This is a genomic window from Escherichia sp. E2586, from assembly GCF_005781105.1.
Classification (GTDB): Bacteria; Pseudomonadota; Gammaproteobacteria; order Enterobacterales; family Enterobacteriaceae; genus Escherichia.
This window is the reverse complement of record NZ_VATN01000018.1, coordinates 118,694-133,520: the sequence shown is the minus strand read 5'-3', so window position 1 is coordinate 133,520 and position 14,827 is coordinate 118,694. Positions and strand designations below refer to the sequence as shown.

Genomic DNA, 14,827 nt, shown 5'->3' with positions numbered 1-14,827 from the left:
TTCTTTGTCGATCCAGTTTTTATTGATCGACAGGTCCATCAATTTATGGACATTTTCGTCGTCCCAGGTCTGGCAAAAAGTTGCCAGATTCTGACGAGCGTTACCGTCGAGAAATAATTCATCATTGATAATTTGAAATGCGACATCATCACGCATTTCATGCAGCGGAAAACGTTTTGATTCCGCGATAGTAGAAATTGCCTTCGCGCCAAAACGCGAGTCGAGTAGTTCTGAGCGGAAATCCGTTAACAGCTTCTGGTCCATTTCGAACTCCTTAAATTTATTTGAAGGCAATAAAAAAGTAGGATTTATCTGGAATGGACGCAAGGGGTTACAGGTATAATTTAAATAACAAAATCCTAAGCATGAAATTGATTTATCTATATAACAAACTAACACCAATAATATTTACACCAGAAAACACCAGATTAATTTTAAATATATATTTAAGGAATTCCTGTTATTTATTTTAATAACCAAAAAGAGTTTACTTCCTTCTGCATTCTTACACAGATTACCGCTACTCTTATTTGTAATAACAGCGATACACCTGCTTTTATCATGGAGTAGCGTGAATGTTCCGAAAATGAAATTTTGCAAAAAAACGTTTATCACTCATTTTCTTTGTATATTAATGGGTTATATTTTTTGACACATTAATAAACGTGATCTTCCGCACACTTCATCCCCCATCGACCGTAGCGAATGACTACTCTTAAAGGAAAGCCCGATAATTAGAGACGAATTTCGGAGGTCGGATCCTTATGCTCAATCAGAAAATTCAAAACCTTAATCCAGATGAACGGATGATCGAAGTCGATCTCTGCTATGAGCTGGATCCGTATGAATTAAAACTGGATGAGATGATGGAGGCAGAGCCAGAACCCGAGATGATTGAGGGGCTACCCGCCTCTGATGCGCTGACCCCTGCCGATCGTTATCTCGAACTGTTCGAGCATGTCCAGTCGGCGAAAATTTTCCCTGACAGCAAAACCTTCCCTGACTGCGCCCCCAAAATGGACCCGCTGGATATCTTAATCCGCTATCGTAAAGTGCGCCGTCATCGCGATTTCGACTTACGCCAGTTTGTTGAAAAGCACTTCTGGCAGCCGGAAGTCTACTCCAGCGAGTATGTATCGGACCCGCAAAACTCACTGAAAGAGCATATCGACCAACTATGGCCGGTGTTAACCCGCGAACCCCAGGATCATATTCCCTGGTCTTCCCTGCTGGCGCTACCGCAATCGTACATTGTCCCGGGGGGCCGTTTTAGCGAAACCTACTACTGGGATTCCTATTTCACCATGCTGGGGCTGGCAGAGAGCGGGCGTGAGGATTTACTGAAATGCATGGCCGACAACTTCGCCTGGATGATAGAAAACTATGGCCACATCCCCAACGGCAACCGCACCTATTATTTGAGCCGCTCGCAGCCACCGGTTTTTGCGTTGATGGTGGAGCTATTTGAAGAAGATGGTGTGCGCGGTGCACGCCGCTACCTTGATCATCTAAAAATGGAATATGCCTTCTGGATGGACGGCGCAGAATCACTGATTCCGAATCAGGCCTATCGCCATGTGGTGCGGATGCCGGACGGCGCCCTGCTCAACCGTTATTGGGATGACCGCGACACGCCGCGCGATGAATCCTGGCTGGAAGATGTGGAAACCGCGAAACACTCCGGTCGCCCGCCTAACGAGGTGTATCGCGATTTACGCGCAGGTGCCGCTTCTGGCTGGGATTACTCATCACGCTGGCTACGTGACGCGGGCCGTCTGGCAAGCATTCGCACTACCCAATTCATCCCCATCGACCTTAATGCTTTCCTGTTTAAACTGGAGAGCGCCATTGCCAACATCTCGGCGCTGAAAGGTGAGAAAGAGACAGAAACGCTGTTCCGCCAGAAAGCCAGCGCCCGCCGCGATGCAGTTAACCGTTATCTCTGGGATGATGAAAACGGCATCTACCGCGATTACGACTGGCGGCGCGAGCAGTTAGCCCTCTTTTCCGCTGCCGCTATTGTGCCGTTATACGTGGGCATGGCGAATCACGAACAGGCAGACCGCCTGGCAAACGCCGTACGTAGCCGTTTACTAACGCCGGGTGGGATTCTGGCGAGCGAGTACGAAACCGGAGAACAGTGGGATAAACCCAACGGCTGGGCGCCATTGCAGTGGATGGCGATTCAGGGATTTAAAATGTACGGCGATGACTATCTGGGTGATGAAATCGCGCGTAGCTGGCTGAAGACAGTGAACCAGTTTTACCTGGAACATCACAAACTGATCGAGAAATACCATATTGCCGATGGCATTCCCCGTGAGGGCGGCGGGGGCGAATATCCGTTGCAGGATGGATTTGGCTGGACCAACGGTGTGGTACGGCGCCTGATAGGTTTGTACGGCGAACCGTAATATTTTAACAGCCAGCCACTAACAACCTGCTGGCTATAAAACTATCCTCTTCAGGAGGCGATATTTAACATCATCGCCGCCTGAGTGCGGTTTTTCACTTCCAGACGGCGATAAAGCGATTCCAGATGCGCTTTAACCGTTCCGGTACTGATATTTAACGCCCTGCCGATCTCTTTATTTGATTCACCTGCCGCCAGCATAGTTAAAATTTCCCGTTGGCGGGCGCTTAGCGATTTGAGGTCTTTTGTGTCTTTTTCCGGTGTCGTTCGCCAGTCTCCGGGCAGAAACATCATTCCCATTGCCGCGCTATTTACCGCCAATGCAAACGTCTCGACGGCTGAATCACGCGGTACAATTGCCATCACGTTAAAATGGATAACTTCCTGTAACCATCGTTTGCTGCAATCTGTCGCCGTTATCAACACTTTAACATCAGGAAATTGCACTACGGTTTTTTGCAGTAACCAGTAGCAAAACTCACCATCCTGATCGCCATCAAGCATGACCAAGGCTTCAGGGGAGCTTTCCAGTTTTTGCCACAGTTCATCTGCCTGATCGACGCCCTGAATACTCACTCCTGGAATACGCTGCTGTAAGCTGATTTTCATTCCGTGAATAAATATTGACTGCCTGTCAAACATGATTATATGCATTACTGAATCTCCACCTGGATACGTTAAAACTCTTAAGTAGGGGAAGGGTATTACCCGAGAGGCAAAATAAGAATTCGCCATTTGGCGGTGGCCATTCTACAGATATGCAATGTGGAAAATAGTTACCGATATAAATAGTTACAGCTGACAGCCTGAAATTACATGTCGAGGGCATTATTTAAAACATTTTTGAGGAAATCCTTATATCTTCGTCTGACAAGCATTCAAATAAACTGTGATTTTCGCGAGAGCTGGCTAAATACCTGACCGCAAAATGATTAAATTGCGCACGAAAAGCCAATACTGCATTTACTATTTTGCAGGAAATTGCTGAAAAGACAGTCCTTCAAGCGTTATTTTTCCTTTCCAGTGAAGCTTATCAGCCATTTCCTTCTAAAAAATACCGGTATTAATCATTACTACATTGTGAAACCTTGCATTAGATGCTAGAAAAAACAATAAATAATGCGCTATGCGCGTTACTGTTTCGCTGTGAACAACAATCGGTCAAAGAAATGGATAAAATTCACGCAATGCAGTTGTTCATTAAGGTCGCAGAGCTGGAAAGTTTTTCCCGTGCAGCGGATTTCTTTGCTTTGCCAAAGGGAAGTGTTTCGCGCCAGATACAGGCACTGGAACATCAGCTTGGCACCCAGTTGCTGCATCGCACTACGCGGCGGGTCAAACTTACCCCCGACGGCATGACCTATTACCAACGAGCGAAAGATGTGTTGAGTAATCTCAACGAACTGGACGGCCTGTTTCAGCAGGATACCACCAGCATCAGCGGCAAATTACGCGTCGATATCCCGCTCGGAATTGCGAAAAACCTGTTGCTGCCGCGCCTGCCAGAATTTCTTCATCAGTACCCAGGGATTGAACTGGAATTAAGTAGCAGTGACCGGGCGATTGATATTCTTCGTGATGGCTATGATTGCGTGATGCGCACGGGCTCGTTGCCCGACGAGGGTATTATTACCCGCCCCCTCGGCAGACTGACAATGGTCAACTGTGCCAGCCCGCACTATCTGACGCGTTTTGGTTATCCGCAAAGTGTGGACGATCTGACTTCGCACGCAGTGGTGCATTACACCCCGCATTTGGGCGCGCATCCATTAGGTTTTGAGGTTGCCACTAGTAATGGCGTCCAGTGGTTTAAGTCCGGCGGCATGTTGACGGTAAACAGTAGCGAAACCTATCTCGCCGCCGGCCTGGCGGGTCTGGGTATCATTCAAATCCCCCGCGTCGCCGTACGCGAAGCCCTACGTGCCGGGCGGCTTATTGAAGTGTTGCCCAACTACCGCGCCGAGCCGCTATCCATTTCTCTGGTTTATCCCCAGCGTCGGGAGCTTTCCCGCCGTGTAAATCTGTTTATGCAGTGGCTGGCTGGCGTAATAAAAGAGCACCTGGACTGACCGACTATACTTTTTAAGACAGACAACGACAGAAGGACTAAAGAGCGGATGACGCAGGAAAACGAGATCAAACGTCCCACCCAGGATCTGGAGCACGAGCAAATTAAACATCTGGATAATAGCGATAAAGGCAGCAAAGTCAGTCAGGCGTTGGAAACCGTTACCACCACTGCCGGGAAAGTCCAACGTCAACCAATCATCGCGCACCTGATACGCGCGACAGAACGCTTCAATGATCGGCTGGGTAACCAGTTTGGCGCGGCAATCACTTATTTCTCGTTTTTATCGATGATCCCGATTTTGATGGTGTCGTTTGCCGCAGGGGGCTTTGTGCTGGCCTCCCACCCGATGCTGCTGCAGGATATCTTCGACAAAATTCTGCAAAACATCAGCGATCCGACGCTGGCGGCCACATTGAAAAATACCATCAACACCGCCGTTCAGCAGCGAACGACCGTAGGGCTTGTCGGCCTGGCGGTGGCGCTTTATTCCGGGATCAACTGGATGGGAAATTTGCGTGAAGCAATTCGCGCTCAATCGCGTGATGTTTGGGAACGTTCACCGCAAGATCAGGAGAAGTTTTGGGTTAAGTATCTGCGTGATTTTATTTCGCTAATTGGTTTATTGATTGCGCTGATTGTCACGCTTTCAATAACCTCGGTTGCCGGTTCGGCGCAGCAAATGATTATTAGCGCCCTGCACCTTAACAGTATTGAGTGGCTGAAACCGACGTGGCGGTTGATTGGCATGGCGATTTCTATCTTCGCTAACTATCTGCTTTTCTTCTGGATCTTCTGGCGTCTTCCGCGTCATCGCCCGCGTAAAAAGGCGCTGATTCGTGGAACATTCATCGCGGCTATTGGTTTTGAAGTCATTAAAATCGTGATGACGTATACCCTGCCGTCGTTGATGAAATCCCCGTCTGGCGCGGCATTTGGTTCCGTGCTGGGGCTGATGGCGTTTTTTTACTTCTTTGCCCGTCTGACGTTGTTTTGCGCGGCGTGGATTGCCACCGCCGAATACAAAGACGACCCGCGAATGCCGGGGAAAACGCAGCATTAAAATAGGTCGGATGCGGCATAAACGCCTTATTCGGCCTACGAATTTATTCAACCTGGCTCCCCGTAGGCCGGATAAGATGCACCAGCATCGCATCCGGCTATAATGCGCACATAACCACCTGAAACTCTTCCCCTGGACCTCTTCAGCCATCTCTTTGGGAGCCAACAATTTCACATCAACTCATAAACCCAGCATATAAATCCAGTTGGTAACTTTTATTTAACCTGAAACCAGTTTTATCCACCATTTATGAAATTGTGTGAAGCATTTCATAGAAGAAAAATCACTAGTCTAAACATTATCCGCTTTTTGCCTGGTTTTTAACCTTTTCCGCGATTTGTTACACATTGAAATATCACTTTTGCTGTGCGTAATATGGCTATTCGTTCGCCAAAAAATAAGAAAAGATTATGCAAGCAACAGCCACAACACTCGACAACGAGCAAGAATACAAGCCGATAAACTCACGTAATAAAGTCCTTGTCGCCTCCCTCATTGGCACGGCCATTGAGTTCTTCGACTTCTACATTTACGCCACTGCGGCCGTTATTGTGTTCCCGCATATCTTCTTCCCGCAGGGCGATCCGGCGGCAGCGACGCTACAATCGCTCGCCACCTTCGCCATCGCTTTCGTCGCACGCCCAATCGGTTCTGCCGTATTTGGTCATTTTGGCGATCGCGTTGGGCGTAAAGCGACGCTGGTCGCCTCGTTGCTAACGATGGGGATTTCAACAGTGGTGATTGGTCTGCTGCCGGGCTACGCCACGATTGGTATTTTCGCCCCGCTGCTGCTGGCACTGGCTCGATTTGGTCAAGGTCTGGGATTAGGCGGTGAATGGGGTGGCGCAGCGCTGTTGGCAACCGAGAACGCACCACCGCGTAAACGTGCGCTGTACGGCTCCTTCCCACAGCTGGGCGCACCGATTGGCTTCTTCTTTGCTAACGGCACTTTTCTGCTGCTTTCCTGGCTGCTGACCGATGAGCAGTTTATGAGCTGGGGCTGGCGCGTGCCGTTTATCTTCTCGGCGGTGCTGGTCATTATCGGCCTGTATGTTCGCGTGTCGCTGCATGAGTCGCCGGTGTTTGAAAAAGTCGCTAAAGCGAAAAAGCAGGTGAAGATCCCGCTGGGTACACTGCTGACCAAACACGTGCGCGTCACGGTACTCGGCACCTTTATCATGCTGGCAACCTACACGTTGTTTTATATCATGACCGTCTACTCAATGACCTTCAGTACCGCCGCCGCGCCAATTGGGCTTGGCCTGCCGCGCAATGAAGTGCTGTGGATGCTGATGATGGCAGTTATTGGTTTTGGCGTGATGGTACCAGTAGCCGGATTGCTGGCCGATGCCTTTGGGCGGCGTAAAAGCATGGTGATCATCACGACGCTAATCATCCTGTTCGCGCTGTTCGCCTTTAATCCACTGCTCGGTTCTGGCAATCCTATTCTGGTTTTTGCTTTCCTGCTGCTGGGGTTAAGCCTGATGGGGCTGACCTTCGGGCCGATGGGCGCGCTGTTACCAGAGCTGTTCCCGACAGAAGTGCGTTACACCGGAGCATCATTCTCTTACAACGTAGCGTCGATTCTCGGGGCTTCCGTTGCGCCATATATCGCGGCCTGGTTGCAAACTAACTACGGGTTAGGTGCGGTGGGGTTATATCTGGCGGCAATGGCTGGCTTGACGTTAATCGCCCTGCTGCTGACGCATGAGACGCGACATCAGTCGTTGTAATAAGAGTGAAAAGCCTGATGCGCTACGCTTATCGGGCATGAACAAAGCGCACTTTGCCAACAATCTAAATCTGTTTAATTGCCGGATGCCAGATATCCGGCAATTTCCATCACTTCTTCATCTGCGACAAAATTGTCCGGCACTGATTAGCCTCCCCTTCGGAAGGCGAGATCAGCGCCAGCAAGGCCGCAGCTGGCGTCACCAGCGTTGCCAGTGCCGCCGCAACGGCACCTCGGGCAATCAGCGGCCCGGCTTTCACCCCAGCCTGCGGATTTTTAAACGTCCCACGCACATACAGCGGCGAACGCAGTGTGATAATCCGAATCCCTTTACTCTCCGGATCAATAGTCAAATCCAGCTGTTCCGACGCAAAACTTGCCGTGCCGGTAACATTAATCAACGCGTTCTCAGTATCAAAAGCAAAAATCTGCGGACGCGCCACGCCATTGGCAATATTCAGATTTGCTGCCGCGCAGTTCACCCGCACCTCATCATCACCGAAGATCGCACCGACAATGTAGTTACCGACGTTCAGCCCGACAATCTCCATCAGGTTGCGGCTCACCAGCCCGTCATTCATCAACAGTTTCAGGTTACCGTTACTGTTCCCCAAAAGCGCCGCCACTGAGTTACCGCTACCGCGTAGTTCCGCATCACCGTTCATTTCCCCCAGCGTCTTCTGCATCAATTCCACATCCGGCATCAGTTCTTTCAGTTTCAGTCGACGAGCCTGAATATCTGCCCGCCCTTGCATCGGCTTTTTATCGCCTTCCAGATGAATATTCGCCGCAATGCTGCCGCCCGCCATGCCAAATTTCAGCGGTTGCAGGCGTAGGTCAGCGTTTTTGAGGATGATATGGGTAGAAAGATCGCTAATCGGCAGGCTGCTGCCATGCTCAATACGACGGCCTTTGAATCGAACATCGGCATCCATGACGTCCCATTTATCGGTTTCGAAGCGGTCATACGGCAGCACTTTGCCCGCAGGCTGAACGCTTTTTTCGCCCTTCTTCTGTTCAGACCGTTTCGACTTTTCCGCTCCTTTACCGGAATCAACGCCAATTAACGGCCCTAAATCTGCCAGCCGCAATTGGCGCGACTCGACGTCACCTTCCAGTTTTGGCCGTGGCTTACCGGTGGTGTAGACCAGAGAACCGTGAATATCGCTATCGCCAATACGCCCGTTAAAGCCACGATAATCAAAGACCGACGATTTTTCCGTGTCGATTTTCGCTACCAGCCGACCATCGGTTTCAAACGGTGGGGTATCAGGCAGCAGAACGCCCGTCAGTTCATAGAGATCGCCCAGCGAATCGCCGGAAAATTTAAGCCGTAAATCGACGCCGCCCATTTTCATTGGGTCATTCACTACGCCATCAAAAGCAACACGGGTGTTACCAGAGCGGAAATCAGCCTGTACCGGAAACGGCGTCCCTTCGCCACGCAGCGCCAGCATGCCGCCAATTTTTCCCGTGCCTGTGAGCGGTTCGCCGTTATAACGTCCCTGCGCCTTCAGGCCAAAAACATAATCGCCCACCTTTTCTTTCTCGTTCTTACCTTTCGATCCGCTGACTTCACTGAACGGTAACGGCTTGCCTAATGGATCGACAAAAATTTCCAGATCCGCTTTGCTTACTTTGTCATCAATGGCGATCCGCCCTTGATCGAACAGAATATTATCCAGCCGAAACGACCACGCCGACGGCTTTGCATTCGCGTCTTTGTTGTCATCGCTGGCGAGATTAAACGTCCAGTTGTTATTCTTTTCTGAGAGGCGAATCAGGCGTGCGTCGGGCTTTTCCAGTTTGATCCACGGTAGCCAGACCGTTTTGGTCAGCAGCGCCAGAGGGGCCAGCGTTGCTTCTACCCGTGGCAGATGCACCATTGTGACTTCGGGAATGTCTGGCGGGTTGCCGAGAATGATGTCTTCCGCGTGTACATGGGGCCACGGCACCCAGCTGCGCCAGCCGGTTTCCTGTTTTTGCCGCTCCCATACCACGCTCAGATCGCCACGAATAGCGAACGGGCGATTCAGCTCCGCAGAGACTTTCTGGTTGATGGTCGGTTTGAGTCGATTCCAGTCAAAAGTCGCAATCAAAATGATCGCCACGACGAGCAACAACAAGAAAGCACCTGAAATCGCGGCGGTTATTTTGCCTGCCTTGCTCATAGTTCGCTTCCTCATATTCTTCCTGGGCCAGTCCTAAAGATAGTCCAGCCAGGCGGAAAATGAGGCGGCTACACCACCAGAGCCACCGTATCCAGCGTTTCTATCGGTGCCGGACGCGAAAGAAACCAGCCTTGTGCGGCGAATGCGGGCGAGTTCTGTACATCGCGCCACTCTTCCGGCGTTTCCACGCCCTCGACGATCACCCCGCGACAATAGCGATTCATTAGATGTAAAAGCTGCGAAAAGAGCGTGCGGCCTTCCGGCGACTGGCGCAGCATCACAAACAGTTCGCGAGCGATTTTAATGTAGTCATAACGGACTTCACTGAGCGCGGAGAAATTTGCCATCCCAGTGCCAAAATCATCAAGCCATAGCGGACCAAATTCGCACATCGAGGCAAAGGTTGAATCTTTTGGCAGGCGGATATGTTCTACCAGTTCAAAACGCAGCCAGGGAAGGCGGTCAATCTGACGCAAAATTTCCGGCTGCTGACGTAGGGCGAGAAGTGTCGGACCATCGATATTAACCGATGCCAGCAGGCCATGCTCAACAAAGAACACGGCTTTTTGCGCCAGCAAATCAATCTGTTCTTTCACCACATCCATACGATGTCTGATGGTGATTTCAGCAAAATAACGATCCGGCGGCAGTCGTTGCGAAGGATCCTCGGGATGAGTAACGACCGTTAATAGCTCTACGGCCATCAACCGACCGGATGTCTGGTAAATCGGTTGCCAGGTGTAAGCACGTTCACACTGCAACCAAAAGCGTCGTTCCTGCAAGCTTTCGATACTTGCTTCAGGATGGCTTATTCGCTGAATAACCTGCCTTATCATCGAAGATGTCCTGTGTTTAAAAGTGATGCTGCCCGGACTCGACAAATGTTATCGGCGCGCAACGCCAGAACTTTACCGCCCGAAGCGGCTAAATTTGCCCGTCCTGCGGCGAAATCGTCCAGGAATACGTTCTGGCTCAAAAAAATAATGGAACAGTGTTTTAATATAGTTGACCAACAAACCACCACAGCGCAAACTAACGCTAATTTTTTTACAGATCAGGTTCACGACTATGTCCAAAAAGATTGCCGTGATTGGCGAATGCATGATTGAGCTTTCCGAGAAAGGCGCAGACGTTAAGCGCGGTTTCGGCGGCGATACCCTGAACACCTCCGTCTATATCGCCCGTCAGGTCGATCCTGCGGCATTAACCGTTCATTACGTGACGGCGCTGGGAACGGACAGTTTTAGTCAGCAGATGTTGGACGCCTGGCACGGCGAGAACGTTGATACTTCCCTGACCCAACGGATGGAAAACCGCCTGCCGGGCCTTTACTACATTGAAACCGATGACACTGGCGAACGTACGTTCTACTACTGGCGTAACGAAGCCGCGGCCAAATTCTGGCTGGAAAGCGAGCAGTCAGCGGCGATTTGCGCAGAGCTGGCGAAATTCGATTATCTCTACCTTAGCGGGATTAGCCTGGCGATTTTAAGCCCAACCAGCCGCGAAAAACTGCTTTCCCTGCTGCGCGAATGCCGCGCCAATGGCGGAAAAGTGATTTTCGACAATAACTACCGTCCGCGCCTGTGGGCCAGCAAAGAAGAGACGCAGCAGGTGTATCAGCAAATGCTGGAATGCACGGATATCGCCTTCCTGACGCTGGACGATGAAGACGCGCTGTGGGGTCAACAACCGGTGGAAGACGTCATTGCGCGCACCCATAAAGCAGGCGTGAAAGAAGTGGTGGTGAAACGCGGGGCTGATTCTTGCCTGGTGTCCATTGCAGGTGAAGGGTTAGTGGATGTTCCGGCGGTGAAACTGCCGAAAGAAAAAGTGATCGATACCACCGCAGCTGGCGACTCTTTCAGCGCCGGTTATCTGGCGGTACGTCTGACAGGCGGTAGTGCGGAAGATGCCGCGAAACGTGGGCATTTGACTGCAAGTACCGTTATTCAGTATCGCGGCGCGATTATCCCGCGTGAAGCAATGCCGGAATAATGGTTTTTGACGGAGAACGGATAGATATTCGTTCTCCGTTAATAGTTACAGCGGTACACTATCAGCCTGTTGATAATCGTAATGCCGTAACAATATGCCATCTTGCAAAAGGATTTTTGCAGCTTCACTTCTTCTGATCGGCCTGGGCTACGGGCTGCATATTTTATTTACCCCTTCACAACCGCTTCGCTTTGATCAGCAAGTCTATATCTGGCAACGCGTCTGGACAGCAGAACATAACGAGGCACTAAAACGAAGCCGCCCACTTTTCTCTACGCTACGCATACTTGGGATGCAATTTCACCCGCAAGAAGGCATCCGACACTTTACGGTTAATACTTCACTTATTAAGCAAGATGGGCGCCCGGTCTGGCTGGTCGCGCGACTCGATGGCCAGCTTACACGGTTTAATAACCAGCAAGTTATCCAGCATATTCAACAGACCCTACGTGAGTGGCAAAAGGCAGGGGTTACGCTGGCAGGTGTGGAAATTGATTATGACGCGCCAACAGCAAAATTGCCGGAATATCTGACACTTCTTAGTGCGTTACATCAGACGCTTCCTGCAAATATAAAACTTAGCGTTACCGCCCTGCCGACCTGGCTTGAATCACCACATCTCGCCCGATTATTGCGCATTGCGGACACTTCGGTTTTGCAGGTACATAACGTGCTATCGCCCGAAAAAGGCCTGTTAGATGCCAGTCTGGCGCAGCGTTGGGTAAAGCAATATGCCAGACAAACCTCGCATCCTTTTTTCGTCGCATTGCCCGCTTACGGTTCTGCGCTCACCAGTGATAATCGCGTCGAGAGTGAAGCTCCGTTATACGTTGCCGAAGAGATGCGTGAATTAAGTGTGTCACCGCAAACCATTGCCGATTTCATTCAATATTTAGAACAGCAACCACCGCATGGATTACAGGGGTTGGTATGGTTTCGGCTACCGCTAGCAGGCGATCGCCGCGCCTGGTCACTGACGACGCTGGAAGCCGTGATTCAGCATCAACCGCTGACCCCACGCTGGTCGTTAATTATTGCTCAACATGCAGACGAACAGCTTTTTGATCTGGCTATTAAAAACAGCGGCGAAATTGATGCGCCGTTGCCAAAAAAAATAATTCTGCCCAATGCAGATTGTCTATTCGCTGATGGAGCCAGCCACTATCAGGTGCAACCCGGGCCATCCAGCCTGAATTTTGTGAGAGGAAGCGCCAGGCAACTGCGCGCCGGAGAAAGCAGTCCGCTGGGATGGGCGCGCTGCAATCAAAAACTACAAGGAGAGTTTAATGTTACGCCATGAGATATCGCGGATTGCCAGCGTTGTGTTATTCACGCTCATTTGCGAGAACGCTTATGCTTGCGGGCCTTATGCGCCGAACTCACTTTTGCATGATCGACAACACACATTAACAGAAATGCCTAATGGCAGTTTCATATATGAAGCTCGACATTTAGTCGAACGCGATCCACGTTTACCTTTATGGCAGCCAGAGATCGAACCAAACGATTTAGAGGACTATTATCAGTACAGAGAAACGCAAAAGGATACCGATTATCAGCATTACACTCGCGAAAAACGTCTACAAGAGATAGCAGAGAAACTGAAGACAAAACTACCTACAGCAGAACGACTCTATTATCTGGGAGCCATAGACTTTTATCACTTCATCTATGACAGCCCCTGGTTCGATAAATTATTAGCCTTACCCAAAAGCGAACAAGGTGAATGGCGGCTGAAGGCAATGTATACCCAGGCCCGTAAAATATTCGATTCAGGTGAAAATGACGAGTTAGCTTATAATACTGGCGCGTATCATAGTGAGGAATCCATAAAGGGGATTAAACTTTATCAACAAATTATAGAAGAAGTTCGCAATGGTGAGCCAGACCCCGAACAACTCTCTCTCGCCAGCTTGGGGCAGTTAGGTTTTTACCGGCTGAATAAAGCAGATATGAATGGAGCCATCACATATTATGCGCAACAGGCTGCACAAGGTTCCCCCGTAGGTAAAATCTCATTACGTAGAATTGCACTGTATCTGACAAATGAAAAAAATTTCGCCCTTTTAGAAAATATTATTGATGATCCCATAGTTCAGAAACTGGTCATCGCAGAGCTTTTTATTCGTCACGACAGAGGGTATAGCCAGGATGGGTGCATTACCGAAAACAGTGAATATTTCTGCACAACACAACGTGAAAAATTGATCAACTTGTTGGTGAACCATCGGATAAAAGGATTTTCTTATAGCGATCGACTGGCCGCATTAGCTTATCGTAATGGTGATTACTCGTTAACGAAAGTCTTATTAGAGGATGCGCCAGAAAGCGGCCTCCGCGAATGGTTAAACGCAAAAATGGCGCTGCGTGAAGGTAATATTCCTTTAGCGACCCGCTATTATGCCAGTGCGGCAAAATTCTTCCCGGAAAATGAAACGTGGGGCAACCCGATGACAGAAAGTGATTACTACCACGGTAATGAGATCATTATGCCATCATGTCGTATTGCTGGCGAGCAAGCAATTCTGGCGTTGAAGCGCGATGATTACTTGCAAGCAATGACGCTGTTTTATAAAGGCAAAGATACTTATTGGGCAGATTTAGCTGATGTGGGGGAAAGTGTATTAACGTTACAGGAGTTAAAAACGTTTGTTGATAAAAATGTACCTCCGCCCAGCCAACAGCTAAAACCCTTTAATTTGCAGTCATCTGAAAATGATTATGACAGAGAATATAGCGGTTACTTCGTTCCCCCAACGCTCATTCCAACTGACGTAAAATTACGTGCATTACTGGCCAGAAGGTTTATTCGCAATGGTCAATATCAGCAAGCCGTCAGCTACTTTGATATTCCAAATTACCGTAAAATGGCGCAGCAACTGGCAGATTTAATGGAAAAAAGCCAAAATAATAATATCAATAATCAGGAGCGCGCGCAGGCGCAATACGAGGCGGCAAGATTATTACGATATAATGGCATCGAACTCGTCGCCTATGAAATGTATCCCGACTATGCTATTACCAGCGGAGCATATTCCACACCTTATTCCTACACTAATGATAGCGGCTGGATAAGTGAGAAAGAAAACCGTCGTTTTGCTAATGCAGTACCTGACAAAAATAATCACTTTTTGCATTACCGCTGGCAAGCTGCGGAATGGGCTGGACAATCTGCCGATTTACTTCACCCCAAAACCCAGACATGGGCCGCCGTGTTATGCCATGCTGCAAGTTGGGTCAGATACCTTGATCCAGAAACCGGTGCATTAATTTATCAACGCTATGTGAAAAACGGTAAAGCTTTTGACTGGGCTGCACATTTTGGTCGTGATTGTCCAGAACCAGTGTTTAAGAAGGATCTGAAGAAATAACCTTACAGGGA

11 protein-coding genes are annotated in these 14,827 nt (G+C 49.5%); 7 read left to right on the top strand and 4 right to left on the bottom strand.

Annotation, left to right across the window (positions count from 1 at the left end):
* Window positions 1–264, bottom strand: a 264-nt coding sequence (locus FEK50_RS17250) for a pyridoxal-dependent decarboxylase (RefSeq protein ID WP_240783261.1), incomplete at its 3' end; no start/stop codon positions are given.
* A gap of 500 nt (window positions 265–764) precedes the next feature.
* On the opposite strand from FEK50_RS17250, the gene FEK50_RS17245 reads away from it, so the two are divergent.
* Complete coding sequence (locus FEK50_RS17245; RefSeq protein ID WP_130210136.1) at window positions 765–2,414, top strand: alpha,alpha-trehalase; 1,650 nt, start codon at window positions 765–767, stop codon at window positions 2,412–2,414.
* A 50-nt stretch (window positions 2,415–2,464) separates the two neighbouring features.
* Here the strand turns inward: FEK50_RS17245 and FEK50_RS17240 are convergent, their stop codons facing one another.
* Entirely contained in the window at window positions 2,465–3,067 is a 603-nt protein-coding gene (locus FEK50_RS17240; RefSeq protein ID WP_064527789.1) for a response regulator transcription factor, read from the bottom strand.
* Between the two features lie 515 nt (window positions 3,068–3,582).
* Between FEK50_RS17240 and FEK50_RS17235 the strand changes: the two genes are divergently transcribed.
* The 3 genes from FEK50_RS17235 (at window position 3,583) to FEK50_RS17225 (ending at window position 7,277) form a co-directional block, all read left to right on the top strand.
* Complete coding sequence (locus FEK50_RS17235; RefSeq protein ID WP_205712938.1) at window positions 3,583–4,482, top strand: LysR family transcriptional regulator; 900 nt, start codon at window positions 3,583–3,585, stop codon at window positions 4,480–4,482.
* Window positions 4,483–4,530: 48 nt separating this feature from the next.
* Entirely contained in the window at window positions 4,531–5,544 is a 1,014-nt protein-coding gene (gene yhjD, locus FEK50_RS17230; RefSeq protein WP_130210132.1) for an inner membrane protein YhjD, read from the top strand.
* A gap of 410 nt (window positions 5,545–5,954) precedes the next feature.
* On the top strand, window positions 5,955–7,277 hold the full coding sequence (locus FEK50_RS17225; RefSeq protein ID WP_130210130.1) for an MFS transporter: 1,323 nt from the start codon (window positions 5,955–5,957) through the stop codon (window positions 7,275–7,277).
* Window positions 7,278–7,386: 109 nt separating this feature from the next.
* Here the strand turns inward: FEK50_RS17225 and FEK50_RS17220 are convergent, their stop codons facing one another.
* Entirely contained in the window at window positions 7,387–9,447 is a 2,061-nt protein-coding gene (locus tag FEK50_RS17220) for an AsmA family protein (protein ID WP_131161489.1), read from the bottom strand.
* 68 nt (window positions 9,448–9,515) lie between these two features.
* Window positions 9,516–10,283 (bottom strand): cyclic-guanylate-specific phosphodiesterase, encoded by a 768-nt coding sequence (pdeH, locus tag FEK50_RS17215; RefSeq protein ID WP_130210126.1) that lies wholly within the window; start codon window positions 10,281–10,283, stop codon window positions 9,516–9,518.
* A 232-nt stretch (window positions 10,284–10,515) separates the two neighbouring features.
* On the opposite strand from pdeH, the gene kdgK reads away from it, so the two are divergent.
* From kdgK to FEK50_RS17200, 3 genes are all read left to right on the top strand, one after another.
* On the top strand, window positions 10,516–11,445 hold the full coding sequence (kdgK, locus tag FEK50_RS17210) for a 2-dehydro-3-deoxygluconokinase (RefSeq protein ID WP_130260942.1): 930 nt from the start codon (window positions 10,516–10,518) through the stop codon (window positions 11,443–11,445).
* Between the two features lie 94 nt (window positions 11,446–11,539).
* Complete coding sequence (locus FEK50_RS17205) at window positions 11,540–12,745, top strand: DUF3142 domain-containing protein (RefSeq protein ID WP_131161488.1); 1,206 nt, start codon at window positions 11,540–11,542, stop codon at window positions 12,743–12,745.
* The gene (locus FEK50_RS17200; protein ID WP_130259064.1) at window positions 12,732–14,816 is read left to right on the top strand and encodes a hypothetical protein; all 2,085 of its coding nucleotides are present in this window, start codon (window positions 12,732–12,734) and stop codon (window positions 14,814–14,816) included. Before FEK50_RS17205 ends, FEK50_RS17200 begins: the two co-directional genes overlap by 14 nt.
* Window positions 14,817–14,827: the final 11 nt, after the last annotated feature.

Excerpts from the sequence above, each read along its gene's own strand:
- FEK50_RS17245 (WP_130210136.1), top strand. The coding sequence starts at position 765 with ATGCTCAATCAGAAAATTCAAAACCTTAATCCAGATGAACGGATGATC.
- FEK50_RS17240 (WP_064527789.1), bottom strand. The coding sequence starts at position 3,067 with ATGCATATAATCATGTTTGACAGGCAGTCAATATTTATTCACGGAATG.
- FEK50_RS17235 (WP_205712938.1), top strand. The coding sequence starts at position 3,583 with ATGGATAAAATTCACGCAATGCAGTTGTTCATTAAGGTCGCAGAGCTG.
- yhjD (WP_130210132.1), top strand. The coding sequence starts at position 4,531 with ATGACGCAGGAAAACGAGATCAAACGTCCCACCCAGGATCTGGAGCAC.
- FEK50_RS17225 (WP_130210130.1), top strand. The coding sequence starts at position 5,955 with ATGCAAGCAACAGCCACAACACTCGACAACGAGCAAGAATACAAGCCG.
- FEK50_RS17220 (WP_131161489.1), bottom strand. The coding sequence starts at position 9,447 with ATGAGCAAGGCAGGCAAAATAACCGCCGCGATTTCAGGTGCTTTCTTG.
- pdeH (WP_130210126.1), bottom strand. The coding sequence starts at position 10,283 with ATGATAAGGCAGGTTATTCAGCGAATAAGCCATCCTGAAGCAAGTATC.
- kdgK (WP_130260942.1), top strand. The coding sequence starts at position 10,516 with ATGTCCAAAAAGATTGCCGTGATTGGCGAATGCATGATTGAGCTTTCC.
- FEK50_RS17205 (WP_131161488.1), top strand. The coding sequence starts at position 11,540 with ATGCCATCTTGCAAAAGGATTTTTGCAGCTTCACTTCTTCTGATCGGC.
- FEK50_RS17200 (WP_130259064.1), top strand. The coding sequence starts at position 12,732 with ATGTTACGCCATGAGATATCGCGGATTGCCAGCGTTGTGTTATTCACG.